Source organism: Paenibacillus sp. J22P277 (genome assembly GCF_059383675.1).
On sequence record NZ_JBXENS010000008.1, the window covers coordinates 300332 to 315618 of the forward strand.

The 15287-nt window shown below is 56.9% G+C and carries 10 protein-coding genes; 5 read left to right on the top strand and 5 right to left on the bottom strand.

Annotated features, from left to right (window positions below; translation table 11 throughout):
- Positions 1-47: 47 nt before the first annotated feature.
- Positions 48-2939, bottom strand: a complete 2892-nt coding sequence (locus AC50YL_RS28250) for an MMPL family transporter (protein ID WP_494836374.1) — start codon at positions 2937-2939, stop codon at positions 48-50.
- 272 nt (positions 2940-3211) lie between these two features.
- On the opposite strand from AC50YL_RS28250, the gene AC50YL_RS28255 reads away from it, so the two are divergent.
- Entirely contained in the window at positions 3212-3793 is a 582-nt protein-coding gene (locus AC50YL_RS28255) for a TetR/AcrR family transcriptional regulator (RefSeq protein WP_494836375.1), read from the top strand.
- Positions 3794-3900: 107 nt separating this feature from the next.
- Here the strand turns inward: AC50YL_RS28255 and AC50YL_RS28260 are convergent, their stop codons facing one another.
- On the bottom strand, positions 3901-4188 hold the full coding sequence (locus AC50YL_RS28260; protein WP_494836376.1) for a hypothetical protein: 288 nt from the start codon (positions 4186-4188) through the stop codon (positions 3901-3903).
- A 274-nt stretch (positions 4189-4462) separates the two neighbouring features.
- On the opposite strand from AC50YL_RS28260, the gene AC50YL_RS28265 reads away from it, so the two are divergent.
- From AC50YL_RS28265 to AC50YL_RS28275, 3 genes are all read left to right on the top strand, one after another.
- Positions 4463-5854 (top strand): VWA domain-containing protein, encoded by a 1392-nt coding sequence (locus AC50YL_RS28265; RefSeq protein WP_494836377.1) that lies wholly within the window; start codon positions 4463-4465, stop codon positions 5852-5854.
- Positions 5855-6367: 513 nt separating this feature from the next.
- Complete coding sequence (locus tag AC50YL_RS28270; protein ID WP_494836379.1) at positions 6368-8497, top strand: putative bifunctional diguanylate cyclase/phosphodiesterase; 2130 nt, start codon at positions 6368-6370, stop codon at positions 8495-8497.
- Positions 8498-8522: 25 nt separating this feature from the next.
- Complete coding sequence (locus tag AC50YL_RS28275; protein ID WP_494836381.1) at positions 8523-8948, top strand: gamma-glutamylcyclotransferase family protein; 426 nt, start codon at positions 8523-8525, stop codon at positions 8946-8948.
- Between the two features lie 10 nt (positions 8949-8958).
- Here the strand turns inward: AC50YL_RS28275 and AC50YL_RS28280 are convergent, their stop codons facing one another.
- Entirely contained in the window at positions 8959-9693 is a 735-nt protein-coding gene (locus AC50YL_RS28280; protein ID WP_494836383.1) for a hypothetical protein, read from the bottom strand.
- A gap of 555 nt (positions 9694-10248) precedes the next feature.
- On the opposite strand from AC50YL_RS28280, the gene AC50YL_RS28285 reads away from it, so the two are divergent.
- The gene (locus AC50YL_RS28285; RefSeq protein ID WP_494836385.1) at positions 10249-11451 is read left to right on the top strand and encodes a substrate-binding domain-containing protein; all 1203 of its coding nucleotides are present in this window, start codon (positions 10249-10251) and stop codon (positions 11449-11451) included.
- Between the two features lie 131 nt (positions 11452-11582).
- Here AC50YL_RS28285 and AC50YL_RS28290 read toward each other — a convergent pair whose 3' ends face one another.
- Both AC50YL_RS28290 and AC50YL_RS28295 read right to left on the bottom strand, forming a co-directional pair.
- A complete protein-coding gene (locus tag AC50YL_RS28290; protein ID WP_494836386.1) occupies positions 11583-12620 on the bottom strand; it encodes a ribonucleotide-diphosphate reductase subunit beta in 1038 nt (345 codons plus the stop codon).
- 282 nt (positions 12621-12902) lie between these two features.
- A complete protein-coding gene (locus AC50YL_RS28295) occupies positions 12903-15128 on the bottom strand; it encodes a ribonucleoside-diphosphate reductase subunit alpha (RefSeq protein WP_494836388.1) in 2226 nt (741 codons plus the stop codon).
- Between the last annotated feature and the right edge of the window lie 159 nt (positions 15129-15287).

A 15287-nucleotide genomic window follows, 5' to 3' on the forward strand; every position in this document is an offset into this window, starting at 1 on the left:
AAGCGCGCTTTATGATTTAACTATACATATGGGGAAGGACAGCCGGTTTATGCATCGCCGGCTTCTTTTAATTCAGGGCGATTTCTCTTTTTACGGGAATAGCCCAGAAACCAGTTGGCTTCGCCGAACAAATTCGCCAGCGCCGGCACGACCAGACCCATGAACACGAACGCGTATAGGATCAGGCCGATCACGATGCCCGCGCCGATCTGGAGCAGCGTGTTGACGCCCGACATCATGAGCGCGGCGAACGTGCCGCCCATGATAACGGCCGCGGAGACGATGACGCCGCCGGTCGTGGACATCGCTTTCGCCATGGCGAGCCGGATGCCGCCGGGCTTGTATTCTTCCTTGAACCGCGCCATGAGGAAGATGCTGTAATCCACCCCGAGCGCCACGATAATGAGGAAGATGAAGAACGAAGCGCTCCAGGACAAGCCTTCCTTGCCGAGCAATTGGACGAAGATGAATTCCACGATGCCCATCGTCACGAGGAAGTTGAAGACGAGCGACAGGAGCAGGTAGAGCGGCGCCAGAATGGAACGGAGCATGATCATGAGCACGATGAAGATGCCGATCAAGACAAACGCGCCCGTACGCATGAAATCGTTCTTGGAGATGGTCTTCAGCTCCGTGATCTGCGCGGAGGTGCCGGACACGTAGACCCGCGCGTCCTTCATGGAACTGCCGCTCAAGCTGTGCCGCAGCGCTTCGCGGACCTGATCGACGGTTTGCAGCGCTTCTTCGGAGTAGGGATTCACGGCGAGCACGACGTCGATCTTCGCGGTCTTGCCGTCCTTGGAGATGTAATAGTCCAGCGTCTGTTTCAGCTCGGGGCTGTCGAGCGCGGACGGCGGCAAATTCCAGCCGGGAATTTGACTGTCCCCGATCGATTGCTCCGCCTCCTTAACCTGCGTTAGACCGGACGAGACGTCGCGAAGCCCTTCGGCGCCGGAGTCCAGCCCGCTCGCGAGCTCGGTCAGACCGCTGCCGAGCTTGGCGGTGCCGTCGGCGGCATCCGTTTGCCCCGTCGCCAGCTGCCCTGGCCCGCCGGCCACGCCGGCAACCCCGGGATTCAGCTGCGCAAAGCTGGACGTTAACTGATCGGCGCCGCCCTTCAGCTGTTTCAAGCCGTCCGAGAGCCCCTTTTGCTTGCCGATCAGCTGCTGCATGGCTGCCTCTCTCAACAGCTCGGGATGGGCCTTCAGCAGCGCCTTGAGGTCGGCGCTCATGGAGTCCGAGACGGAGGCGCTTTGCTTAAGGCCGCCCGCCAGCCGGTCCGCGCCTTTGGAAGCCTGCTGCAGGCCGCCGTGGATTTGATCCAGGCCGTCCTGCGCTTCCTTCGTCTTGGACGCCATCGTCCGCAGCCCGCTCGTCAGCTTGTCGACGTCGTTCTGCCCGCCGGAGATCGAAGTCTCCGCATCCTGCAGGCCGCCGGCGACTTTATCCACGCCATCCTTGAGCTGCTGCAGCGCCTCGGAGGTCTTCGTCAACTGATCCGATACCGTAAGATCGGGCAGCTGCGCGCCGAGCGGCCGGACCGCGCTGCGCACCTCCTTGACGCCGCTCAGCTTCGCGACATTGGCGCTTGCCGTTTCCATGACCGCGAGCGCCGCGGGATCGCGCATGGAAGCGGAAGAGGTAATCGCGATCGAGAGCGGGAATACCTCCCCGGAGCCGAAGCTGCGTTCCACTTGCCGGAAGCCCTGCACGGAGCCGTGGCTCGGACTGATCTCGGCCAAGTCGTCGAAGGAGCGCTTATTATGGTAAAGCAAGGTCAGCGGCGCGAGCAGGATGGCCGTCACGACGATGATCGCGACGGGCCTGCGCGCGGCGAGCGAAGCCATGGCGCCCCATAGCTTGGATTCCCCGTGGCCTTGGCCGCTGGCGATTCGCGTCGGCCAGAACGCGGCTTTTCCGAAGATCATGAGCAGCGCGGGCGTCAGCGTCAACCCGGCGATCAGCGTGACGGCCACGCCGATGGCGACGCCGACGGCCGATTGGTACAGGCCGAACTGCGCGAAGCCGATCAGGAAGAACGCGACGAACACGGTGCTGGCGGAGAAAGCGACCGTCTTGCCCACGGAGCGCACCGTGCGCGCGAGCGCTTCGACCTTGTCCCCGTCATGGCTCATTTCCTCGCGGAAACGCTGGATGAGCAGGATGCAGTAATCCGTTCCCGCCCCGAACATGACGGCGATCAGGAACGATTCCGTGAACGAGGATACCGGCATGCCGAAGTGCGTTGCCGCGGCGACGAGCCCTCTCGTGATGACGAGCGACAACCCGATCGTGATGAGCGGGATGAACGGCGCGACCGGCGAGCGGAAGACGATCAAGAGGATGACCAGCACGAGCCCGACGGTCAGCAGCTCCGTCTTCTTGAGACCGTCGGACGAGCTTTGCTGAAAATCCTTGCCGATCGGCGCGCTGCCGGTCAGCTCGACCTTGCTGCCGCCTGGCGCTCCTTTGATCCGCTCGTTGAGCGAATCGACCGCATCCTGGGTAATCGCGTCGTTGTCCGTCCCGGTAAAGCCGACGATGAGCATCTCGGTCGTACCGTCCTTGCTGCGGAACTTGGAAGCGAGCTCCGGCGTCTCGTAAGCGGACTGGACCGATTTGAAGCCGTCTTTGCCGCTCAGGCCCGCAAGCTCGGCCGCTTTGGCCTTCAGCCACGCGCGGTCCTGGTCCGTCATGCCGCCTTCCCTGGAATAGACCAAAATCGCGCTCGACTTGGTCGTCGTTTCGGGATTGATCCGCTCCAGCAGGTTCTTGGCGACGACCGATTCGGAATCCGCGGGCACGAATTTCTGCTCGGTCTGGCGCACGATGGCCGCCAGGTCGGGGAGAAGAAGCATGGACGCGGCGGTAATGGCGAGCCAGCCCAGCAATATCGCCCATTTGGCGCGGGCAAGGCCGCGGATAAACCTTTCTGTCATAAACAAACCCTCCTCATGCGTGGGAATCTCTATGAATAGTTATAGCGTATCGGAAAAGCCGAAGTCAATATTATTGAACCGTTGGTCATAATTATTTCATATTCGGCAATAATAGATTTGAAGGGGATATCATGCATTAATAGACTAGCAGGCGGTTAAAGAAAGTTATTGATTAATCGGATAAATGACCAATGGTCATATATCGTTTTACGGCATTCGACCGCTGTGCTACAATGGGCTTAACAGAACGGCTGACGACGGAGGACCTCAACATGAACCGCGAGCTTAAGAAAGAACAGACGCGCCTGCGAATCAAAGAATCGGCGCTGGCCTTGTTTGCGGAGCACGGCTACGAATCGACGACGGTCGAAGCGATCGCCAAGCTGGCCGGCGTTGCCAAAGGCACGTTTTTCAACTATTTTTCTTCCAAAGACGATCTCCTATGCGATCTTCAGGGCGTATTTGCCATGAGCGAGGTGGAGAAGCTGAAAGGCACTCCGGGTCCGCTCGTTCCTCGGCTGCAGCTGCTGATCTTCGAGCTCGTGAAGCGCTTCGAGATGAACAAGCCGCTGACGCGCGCGCTTTTCCAAGCCATGCTGGGCACGGACGCGGCGCTCGCCGCCCATAACAAACTGCTGGCGGAGTTGTCCGAAGCGGTGCTGCCGCTCGTGCACCGCGCGCAGGAAAACGGGGAGATCCGCAAGGACATGCCGGCCGAGATGCTGGCGCAGCAGGCCTTCCAATCGTACTTCGGCACGCTGATCATCTGGTCGATGGAAACGGGGGACGAGCCGCTCGACACCCGCATGACGATGACCTTCGAGCTCTTCTTCAAAGGCATCGCCCCGCAATGACCGATGCGGTCCTCTTCCATCGCCGCAATCAAAAACAGCTCCGGACTCGTCCCTTCTGGGATCAAGCCGGAGCTGTTTTTTGATTGCATTTTCGGCGGATAAGCGTGCTAGAATCCGGGCAGCTCGCCGTCGCCGCGGATTGCCGCCGCATGGTGCTGCTCGTTGGGGTGAAAATAGCCGCTGCCATGGAACGGCCGGCCGCCTGCCGTGACGCCGTTCACGCCGACGCCGATCTGGTCGGTTTCGTTGAACCCGCGGAGCAGCTCGCGCTGCGCCATGCCGTCGATCTCGACGTACCATAGCTTGTAGCCGGCATCGGATACGACGACGAGCCGGGCGGACAAGAACGACAAATTCGTCGTCGTATCGCCGTGATCGATGGACAACGCTGCCAATGGATAGGTTTCCAGGGCGAATGCCGCCTCCTTTTTGGAAGAAACGCGAGCGGAAGGCTCCATTTGCCGCCTGATGCGGGCATATGCGGACCAATCGCCTTCTTCGGGTTGCCTTGATTGCGCGCAAGGCGCGAATATGCTCGAGAAAAACGTATTCCCCAATTGTAATGCGGGTCATGCGGGATTGCAACAAATGGCAGCCGGGCTTCGTCAAATGAATGGAGGCGGTCTTACAAATATTGGCTGTCCAAACAGATTAAAGGGGGACTCGGAAATGGTCGTTGAACGAAAACCGCGAACAGACGGAAAAGACACGGCTGGAGCAAGAAAGAAGGCAGCGTTGAAGATGTCGGCCGCGGCGCTGATCGGACTCGCGCTGGTACTCGGAGGCTGCAGCTCGAACTCGAATAACGACGCGTCGAACACGGGCGATTCCGCGACCGCTAACGACGCGGCGGCGAATTCCGGTTCCACCGCGAACTCCGGCAAGGACTCGTCATCGCATTCGAACGCGGATACGGGCACGCGCAATGACGGCGGCACCGGCGACTCGTCCGACGCGCACGAGCCTGCCGCCGACGACCGCGGCGATTCGCCGGCGGTACCGGAGAAAGGGGAAGCATCCCAATACGACGACTCCAAGCCTGGCCAGCTGACCGCGGGCGAATGGGAAGATTTGATCGCTTGGAAAGCCTGGGTGCGCTTGCTGGAGAGCGGCGAAGGCCAGGATAGCCAGTCGTATTGGTCGATGTTCCCGCAGAACCGCTTGGAGGTCGACGTAACGGCCGGCGGCAAGCCCGTATCGGATGCAACCGTCACGCTGTCAGGCAATGACGGTGAGACCGTGTGGGAAGCGCGCACCGACAATAAGGGCGTCGCGTACGCGTACGCCGGCATGTTCGACGAGCAGGGGGCGCAGGAGAAATACGGGATCGCCGTGACGTTCGGCGAGCAGACGAAACGGTTCGAGAACGTGCCGGTCCCGCGCGGGGAGGCGCTGAAGGTCGAGTTGGAGGAGCCTGTCAAAGCGGCCGACGCGCTCGACCTGATGCTGCTGGTCGATACGACGGGCTCGATGAAGGATGAGCTCGATTATTTGAAGACGGAGCTAAAGGACGTCGTGAAGCGCGTGGACCAGGACAACGGGCAGCAGCTCGGCATCCGGGTAAGCGCGAACTTCTATCGCGACCATAACGACGAATATGTCGTCAGAGCCTTCCCGTTCACCGGCGATATCGAGAAAGTGGAGGATCAGCTGGCGGAGCAGGATGCCGCCGGAGGCGGGGATTTTCCGGAGGCCGTGGACGAAGCGCTGGCCAATGCCATCGAGAAGCACGACTGGAGCGACGATGCGCGGGCTAGGCTGCTGTTCCTCGTGATGGATGCGCCGCCGCATCATGAACGCAAGGTCACGAAGCGGATTCAGGCGTTGACGGAAGAAGCGGCCGCGGAGGGCATTCGGATCGTTCCGATCGCTTCCAGCGGCGTCGACGTGCATACGGAATATTTGATGCGTTTCATCGCGTCGGCCACGGGAGGCACTTATCTATTCCTAACGGATCACAGCGGAATCGGCAACGATCATCTGGAGCCGGCCGTCGGCGAATACGAGGTCAAGGCGCTGAACGATCTGCTCGTCGAGGTCATCAACCGCTATGCCGCATAACGGTGATGATTTTGTCGAAAAAAAGTTTTATCGAAGCTTTAGAAAGAGGCTGGACAAGTGACACGGAATGGTACAAACTAGAAGGGATTCGCCTAAAACAGCAGGATCTTCCAATTTGGAGCCGATCTGTCGAATAATGGATAACATTGAAGAAAATAGACATACGCCGCTGCGGTTGTTCTCCTCTTCCGCGCGGTTCCCCCACGATCGCCCTGTCGACCGCGTCGATCCGCCCTGCCCAGCGCAGCGCGGACCGCGCGGCTCGGACATCTTCACGGAAGTTACCCTGGCGCAGGCACGGCGCTTCATCTCGGCTTCGGGCGGGATTGGAGCGGCTGGCCGCCGCCTCGGCCTTACATAAGCGTCACACCTGCTCCCGATCGATAAAGAAAGGAGCCGCGAATACCGATATATCCGATAACGAACTTTTCACATGAACGGCGATTCATCAACTTACCCGATCAGCAATAGGGCATGCATGTATCATCGGCTAACTCGTTGAAGGAGGACATCATGTCAATAAACCGGGCGGAAAAAATAACGATCGGAACCGCACTCGCCGCCATTATGAGCTTTGTTCTCTTGCGATTGCTGCATCGCGGGCTGTATTGGCCGATTCCGGAGCGCGCTTACCTGTTTCTTCATTCCGGCATGGAATTGTTCGGCTTTGCCGCGAGCTTTACGATGCTTGTGCTGGGCTGGCTGTTTTTCGTCAACTCGCTGTCGAAACACCGCCTGTACACGGCCGCGTTGTTCGGCGCGGTCGGCTTGTTCGACCTGCTGCATGTCCTGACCGCGGAAGGGATGCCGTATTACCGGCTGATCGGCGATACGTCGTTGTCGCAGCTCTTCACGGCGACTGCCCAGGCGGCCGGATCCATCGGCCTGTGCCTGATCTTCCGCAAGAACGACGAGCCGGTTCCGGCAAGCCGCCGGCTGCCCGCATTCCTGACCGCCATCGGCCTTGCCTGCCTGGTGTCCGCCCTATACTTTTATTTGGCGGATCTCCCCGTGGCGCCGGCTTCGATCTTCGTCGGCCATGCCGCGGAGCTGTTCCGTTTCGAGACGCAATCCTTGATTGCGTTCGCGTACCTCGGCACGATCGCCTTGGTGCTTTACCGCAACCGCAACGAAAGACCGCAGGCGCTGCTTACGATGATTCAGTCGCTCGTATTCTTCACCGTATCGGACCTGCAATTCCTGCTGAGCGCCAGCCAGCACGACAGCGATATGCTGATCGCGCATTTCTACAAGCTGGCGGGCATTTATTTTCTAATGAAGGGCATCTACTACGTCACGATCGAGGAACCGTACCAACAGTACAAACGCACGGAAAGCCGGATTAATTTTCTCGCGTTCCACGACGAGCTGACCGGGTTGTCCAACCGCCGGCTGCTGAAGGAGCAGCTGAACGACGAGCTGCAGCGCGCGCACCAGAGCGGCAGCCGGGTCGCGGTGTTCCTCCTCGATATCGACCGGTTCAAAACCATCAACGACGCGCTCGGCCATTCCTTCGGCGACCGGATGCTGCAGGCCGTATCGGAACGGCTGCGCCGCGCGGCGGATCAATCCAAACGCGTCTACCGGATGGGCGGCGACGAGTTCGTCATGCTCGTGCCGGATATGGATGCGGAAACGGAACGGGTCGAGCATCAGGCGAAGCAGCTCATGGGGCTGTTCGACGCTCCGTTCGTGCTCGACGAGGCGGAGTACCATATCACGATCAGCCTCGGCATCTCGTTTTATCCCCAGGATGGGGAAAGCGTCGACGTGCTGCTGAAGAACGCGGATACCGCGCTCTATTCGGCGAAAGCGCACCGCAACGAATACTCCAGCTACGAGCCGGAGATGAACCGCAAGGCGCATGACCGGCTTCGCCTGGAAAGCGACCTGCGGCGCGCCATCGACGAGGAGCAGTTCGCGCTGGCGTATCAGCCGCTCGTAAATCTGACCAGCAATAAAGTGGTCGGCGTCGAGGCCTTGGTGCGCTGGCATCATCCGAAGCGGGGCTTGCTGCCGCCGGGCGAATTCATTCCGCTCACGGAAGAGAACGGACTTATTTTGCAGCTCGGGGAATGGGTGCTCGGTGCCGCTTGCCGACAAAACAAAGCCTGGCAGGATGCCGGTTTGCCGCCGATGATGATGTCGGTCAATCTGTCGATGCGCCAGTTCCGGCAGCATCAGCTGGCGGACAGGATCAAAGCGATCCTGCAGCAGTCGGGCATGCCGCCGCAATACCTGGAGCTCGAGATCACGGAAAGCATGACGAGCGACGTGGAGTTCGCGGCCGATACCCTCTCCAGTCTGAAAGAGCTGGGCGTGCAAATCAGCATCGATGATTTCGGCACGGGTTACAGTTCGCTGAGCTCGCTCAAACGGTTCCCGATCGACAAGCTGAAGATCGATCGCTGCTTCGTGAACGATTTGACGCGGGACGCAAGCGATGCGGCCATCGTATCCACGATTACGACCATGGCCAAAAATTTAAAGCTGAAGGTAACGGCCGAGGGCGTCGAAAACGACGAGCAAATCCAGTTTCTGCGCGAACGCAACTGCGAAGAAGCCCAAGGTTATTATTATACGCAGCCGATCCCGGCCAATTTGTTCGAGAATTGGTTCCGGCATCGCAGCCAGACCGCTTAACCGATAGCCGGGGGAGTCGATGCCAATGCCGATGCCGGGAAAGACGTTTGCTGTTTTCATTTACGGTTCGTTGCTTCCGGGGCACGAGAATCATCATGTCGCGGCCCCGTACATCCGGCTGGCGCAGCCGGGCGTCATCGCGGGCAGGCTTGTCGATTACGGTCCGTACCCCGCCATGGTCCGGGATGCCGAGGCGCGTGCGAAGGGTTCCAGAGTACGCGGGTTGTGGATAATGGTCGATGAATGCGGATTGCGGCAAATGGATGAGTTGGAACAGTTTATCGGCATGGAAGAGGAGAACGATTACGATCGCGTATGGGCCGAGGATTTGGAAGCTTCGGAATGCCGCGGTTGGGTGTATGTGTGGGAAAGCCCGCGAGACTGTCCGGCCATCGAGGAAACGTATTGGCCGGACTATATAGCCCGCAGAGCGAAGAAGGAATACGAATAAGAGCTGGCGTTCATTTGCCCGAGAAGGCCGGCGAGAACGAGATTTGCAACATTTCATTGCGCTCCGCATCCGTGCGGAGCGTTTTTGCGTTTTTCATCGTATGAATAATGCCAAATGCAAGCAGCATGAAGGCCATCGTGATAAAGACGACCCGGTTGATGAAATGGATCATCGACGTTCCGTCGTCTCGGTGTATGCGCCGATGACGGATGGACTGCCGCCAGATGAGCAGCGCAGGCGACATCAATACCAGCAGCCCGATGACAAGAATCTGCATCCGGAGTTCCATGCCGAGCGGGAAGACGTTGATGGCGGCATAGAGCAGCGCTTCGATCACCAGCACCTGGATCGGCACGACCAGTCTAACCTCCGAGGCTGCCCGGCGTTTCGTGCGGCTTACCGCCGTCTCCGTCTCTCTGGGACGAAGCTTGGCGAGCTGAAGCAGTCTCGGCAGGGAGAAGACGGCGATCGCGGCCGTAGGCGCCATAATGAGCGACAAGAACAGCAGCGCCGAATCCAGTACGAACCAGCTTCGGTAGGAATACGTCGCGATGAGCATGGTCACTTTCCCGATCGAGATCAGCGTCATGGCGCCGAGCAAGGCGAGCGTTACGATGGAGGTCCGCTGCAGAGACTCCTCGGTTTTGCGGAATGCGAGGCAGCCGGACACGAACCCCGCGCATAAGGCAAGCAGTAGCAGCAGAACCGCGAGCGATGCGTTAATGACATAAATTTGTTGAGACATGCGAAATACCCCTCATTTCCACGATCTTTCTTCATCAAGTGTACATGGATGTCCGGAAAGTGTGATATCGGCCGTAGTCCAGTTTTGGAACTGGACTTTAGTCTGAGCGGTCGTTATGGGTGCTGCAATATTCGTTTCCGGCATGGCGATGGACAGGGGCCCGACTCCTGGGCAGAGCAAGGGATTGCCGCATCTGGCGTTCATTGCCTGGCGTATGCCTGTCTAAAGCAGGCGCGAGCTCGGTCGCACCGCATAGGCGAGCATGCCGTCAGTTGAGGGAAGAAGGCTCTTCCGGAAATCCGGCCCTCAGGTTATAGTCTGCTTCATTGCCGCGGCGTTGATGCTCAGGCGGTAATTTCTTCCTGTTGGCATGTCCAATCTGATCTATATTGTACCATGAAGCGGGTATTTCCTGAAACGCGATCGGCAAATAAGGGCGCAGCATATCAACGGGCTCCGATCTTTACAAATTCTTCACCGTGAAACGGCTTGAGAAAGCACGGTTAAGCGAGTACGATTTGAATATTCTGATGGCAAGGCTGAAGGTGATTGTGATTGAGTAAGAGTACGAACCGCAGAATCCTGTATATGGAAACGGCGGAAAAGGTTGAACGAATCATTAAAGCACGCCAGTTGAAGCCCCATGACCCCGTACCCTCGGAAGGGGAGTTGGCTTCGTTATTCGGCATCAGCCGAATGACCGCGAAGCTGGCGCTTGATATGCTTGCGCGCCAAGGCTGCGTCTATCGGCTCAAGCGAAGAGGGACGTTTATGGCTGAAGCGAACCCGGATTCCGACTCCGCGGGTCATGAGCATGAATGGCTGACTTCCGGCAGCGAAGCAGCTTACGGTCAGCCTTCGGAATCACGGAAACGGATTGCCTTCGTACTTCCGGTATTGGATGATTATACATCGCGTATCGTATCCGCATTGGAGACGGCTGCGCGTTCCTTCGAATTCGAGCTGCTCATTAAGCTCAGCAAGGATTTGAACGACGAGGATGCCTGCCTGAGGCAGTTGCACGGCGACGGCGTCGACGGAGTGCTGCTGTTCGCCCGTGGCCGGAATTCCTGCAGCCCGGTTGCGTTTGAGCTGCGCGAAGCGGGTTGCCCCATCGTGCTCGTCGATCGGATGTTCAGCGGGGCGGCGATCGATTCCGTCGTGCACGATTCTTTTCAAGGCATGTACGATATGGTTAAGTGGTTTATTGAAGCGGGGCATCGGGATATCGGCTTCGTTTCCAATCCGTTTCAAGGCGTGAGCAGCATCGACGATCGGTATAAGGGGTATATGAAAGCACTCATCGATCATGATATTCCCGTACATAGCCAATATATACATATCGTGGAGCTGGCGAACAATTATACGAATTACAGGGACGAGAATCCCGAGCTGGAACGGTTTCTGAGGAAGAATCCCAAATTAACGGCTGTTGCAAGCGGAGATGATTATTTGGCTGCCGCCGTCTACTTCTCCGCGCTGAGGTTGAATAAAGCGGTACCCGAGCAGTTGTCGTTATCGGGATTTTCAGACTCGCAGCTGGCGATGATGCTGCCGGTGCAGCTCACGACGGTTGCGCAGCCCGTGGAAGAACTGGTGCAGCGGGCGGTTCAAGCGTTGTTCGATCGAATGCTCGGAAAGGGCGGCAAAAGACCGATCACGATCCGAATCCAAACGAAGCTGATCGAGCGCATGTCGCTGGCGCGGCTGTCCAAAGAACAAGAAACCATCGAAACAAGCGGTCGGGGCATCTCCTGACCGCTTGTTTTCTTTTTCGTATCCGTGGTTCGGTTTGCCGATCAATAAGCGGCAAACCGATGGCTGCGAACAAAAAAACGCCTCCATCCAAGCGGATGGAAGCGGTATATCGCGTAGAGCAACATGCGGCCTTACAAATCGCCCCAGTTAAGGTTGGACGATTTGCTGTAGTTCGTGACCTTCTGCTCGAAGAAGTCGGTTTTCATGCCGTTCATATTGCTGAAGCTCTCGACCCATTTCATCGGGTGCTCGGTAATTTCCGGGTACAAGATGTCCAGGTTCAGCTTGCGCAACCGTTCATTGGACAGGAACTTGATATACGAGTCGATAATTTCGTTCGTCAGGCCGGGAATCTGATTGTTGGTAATGTATTTGCCCCACTCGATCTCGTGCTCGACCGCCGTGCGCATCATTTGGCGCAGTTCTTCGATAAGCACCGGCGTGAACAGGTCGGCGTTTTCCTTGCGGATCTCGCGGAAAATTCCTTGGAACAAGGCCAAGTGAGTCAGCTCGTCGCGCTGAATGTACTTGATTTCGGAGACCGTGCCGAGCATCTTGCCTTGGCGTCCAAGCGCATAGAAAAAGCTGAAGCCGCTGTAGAAGTAGATGCCTTCCAAAATATAGTTAGCCATAATCGTCTTGATTAGGTTCTGCGAAGACGGATTGGCAATAAAATTCTCATACAGGTCGGTAATGAACCGATTGCGCTTCAGGAGGTTCTTGTCCTCGCGCCACAAGTTATAGATCTGGTCACGCACCTCTGGCGCACAAACACTGTCTAAAATGTAAGAATAGGATTGGCTATGGACTGCTTCCTGGAAAGTTTGTACAGTCAGACAGAGATTAACTTCGGGCGCAGTAATGTACTCGTTGATATTCGGCAAATTCGCCGTTTGCAGCGAATCAAGGAAAATCAGAAAGCTAATGATCTTATCGTAGCTGTTACGCTCGGAGAGCGACAGGTTTCTGTAGTCTTTGGCATCCTGGGCGAGCGGGATTTCTTCCGGAATCCAGAAATTGTTCATCATCGTCCGATACATCTTGGTGGCCCAATCGTACTTCACGTTGTTCAGTTCGATGAGGTTCGTGGTGTTGCCGCCGATCATGCGACGCTTGCCCCAATCGCGGTCGCCTTCTTCGTTAAATAATTTTTTCTTCTGCAGTTCCATTAAATGGGCTGCCTCCTTCTTTCCTGCTCCTATAAGTGCTGCAGCGGTTTAATGAATATTCGTTGAAAAAATGCCCGGAGGGCAGTATGGAGTTGGAGAAGCGTCAAGGTGATTGGTTTGCATTCCCTGTCTAACGACAGTGAGCGCAAACCAATCACCTTAAGCGTTCGCCTTTGTAACCGGATTTTAACCAATCTAAATGGATCATTCAAAGAAACCCGGTTACAACAGCGATCGGAAACCCATACTGTCCCGCAGGGCAGCTTCAATTCAACGCTATTCTTACGAGCTGCAGCTCACGCAATCTTCGACTTCCAAGCTTTTGTTGCGGCAATAATAAACGGTTTTCAAGCCGTTTTCCCATGCGGACATATACAGGTCCATGAATTCTTTTGCCGTATATTCCGGCGTGATGTACAAGTTGAAGGATTGCGCTTGATCGATATGGCGCTGACGGCGGCCCGCCGCGCGGATGCTCCAGTGCTGATCGATATGGTGCGCTTCCTTATAAAACCAGAACGTTTCGTCGTTCAGGTTCGGCGCCGTTTGCGGGATGACCGCGTTCTTCTTCTCTTCGACGAAGAATTTGCTGAAGATCGGGTCGATGCCTGCCGTCGAGCCGGCGATCAACGACGTGGAAGCCGTAGGCGCGATGGCGAACATCCAGCCGTTGCGGACGCCGTGCTCGGCGACGTCTTTCTTTAGCTTCTGCCAGTGAGGGGCTTCGTAACCGCGTTGCTCGAAATAAGCGCCGGTCTGCCATTCGCTGCCTTCGAATACGCGGAAGGCGCCTTTTTCCTTGGCGATTTCCATGGAGGCTTTGACCGCGCAGTAGTTGATCCATTCGTACAGCTCGTCGGCGCGGTCCAGATGCTCTTCGGATTCCCACGCGATGCCGTTCAGCGCCAGCCATTGATGGTAGCCGCTCGTGCCGAGACCGACCGCGCGGTATTTCTGGTTCGTGATTTCCGCTTGCGGAATCGGATAATGGTTCAGGTCGATGACGTTGTCCATCATGCGCATTTGGCAGCTGACGACCTCTTCGATTTCTTCCTTCGAACGCGTGCGGCCGAGGTTGAGCGAAGAGAGGTTGCAGACGACGTAGTCGCCCGATTTGATTTGCGTCGTGATAATGCCGTCCTCGTGCGTCGTCGTGATGTATTCCGTCGGGCTCATGTTTTGGCAGATCTCGGTGCACAGGTTGGAGCAGTAAATGATGCCTTTATGCTTGTTCGGATTGGCGCGGTTGACCGCGTCGCGGTAGAACACGAACGGCGTGCCCGTTTCGAAGGAGCTGGTCAGGATGCGTTTCATGATCTCGATCGCAGGCACTTCTTCGCGGGAAATGGAAGCGTTGGCCACGCACTCTTCGTAACGGCTTTCCCACTCGACGCCCCAAGCGTCCTCGAGCGACCAGCCCATGAAGCTGCGCACCTCGTGCGGATCGAACAGGCACCAGTTCTCGCGATCACGCACTTTGCGCATGAACAGGTCGGGAATGCATACGCCGGGGAAAATATCGTGCGCCTTCATCCGGTCGTCGCCGTTGTTCGTTTTCAGGTTCAGGAAATCGAAAATGTCTTTATGCCAAACGTCGAGATAGACGGCGACGGCGCCGGAACGCACGCCGAGCTGGTCGACCGCGACAGCCGTATTGTTGTAGTTTTTGATCCAGGGCACGACGCCGCCGGCGACGCCTTTGAATCCGCGGATGTTGGAGCCGCGGCTGCGGACTTTGCCGATGTAGATGCCCATGCCGCCGCCGAATTTGGATACTTGGGCGAAGCTGGAGTCGACGTTATAGATGCCCCACAGGTTGTCGGGAACCGTATCGATGAAGCAGCTCGACAGCTGGTGGAACGGTTTGCGCGCATTGGCGAGCGTCGGCGTGGCGACCGTCATTTGCAGACGGCTCAGCACGTCATAGAATTTGCGGGCCCACCCCAGTTTGTCTTCTTCTTTCATGGCCAGATGCATCGCCACGCCCATGAACAGCTCTTGCGGCAGCTCGAGCACGTCGCCGTTGAAGCTCTTGATGAGGTAACGGTCGGACAGCGTCTTCAGACCGATATAGTTGAACAAGTAGTCGCGTTCGGGCGCGATGTAATTGCCGAGCTCGCGAATCTCTTCCCGGGTGTAATGATCTAATATGTAGCTGCCGTATAAGCCTTTATCGGTCAGATACGTGATGAGGGAGTAGAAGTCGCCGTAACCGAAATAACCGTATTTGCGGTTGATGGCGGATTCTTTATAAAGGTCGTACACGAGAAGCTTGGCCGCAACGTATTGCCAGTTCGGCTCTTCGATGCTTGTTTTCTCAACCGCAACTTGCGTCAGCGTACGTTGGATTTCTTTCGTCGTTATGTTGTTGCGGAAGTAAGGAAGCAGGGCCGTTTCGAGCTCCAGCGGATTGCAATCGCTGTAACCGACACACGCGAAATCAATCACTTTCTTCAGCTTGGAAAAGATAAGTTCTTCTTTCTGTCCATTCCTTTTAATGATATCCACGGGCAGAGCCACTCCTTGTCGAAGGTTGTCATCCGACAACCCGTAATACACAATATGTTGTAAGTACTTTCCTACGTTACACCGATATATAGTGATAGTCAAGCTAAACAATTCGACATCCGGGACCCCTGTAGAGCCCCGTTTCTTAATGAAAAATCA

Coding starts and splice junctions, on each gene's coding strand:
- AC50YL_RS28250 (WP_494836374.1), bottom strand. CDS start 2,939: ATGACAGAAAGGTTTATCCGCGGCCTTGCCCGCGCCAAATGGGCGATA.
- AC50YL_RS28255 (WP_494836375.1), top strand. CDS start 3,212: ATGAACCGCGAGCTTAAGAAAGAACAGACGCGCCTGCGAATCAAAGAA.
- AC50YL_RS28265 (WP_494836377.1), top strand. CDS start 4,463: ATGGTCGTTGAACGAAAACCGCGAACAGACGGAAAAGACACGGCTGGA.
- AC50YL_RS28270 (WP_494836379.1), top strand. CDS start 6,368: ATGTCAATAAACCGGGCGGAAAAAATAACGATCGGAACCGCACTCGCC.
- AC50YL_RS28275 (WP_494836381.1), top strand. CDS start 8,523: ATGCCGATGCCGGGAAAGACGTTTGCTGTTTTCATTTACGGTTCGTTG.
- AC50YL_RS28280 (WP_494836383.1), bottom strand. CDS start 9,693: ATGTCTCAACAAATTTATGTCATTAACGCATCGCTCGCGGTTCTGCTG.
- AC50YL_RS28290 (WP_494836386.1), bottom strand. CDS start 12,620: ATGGAACTGCAGAAGAAAAAATTATTTAACGAAGAAGGCGACCGCGAT.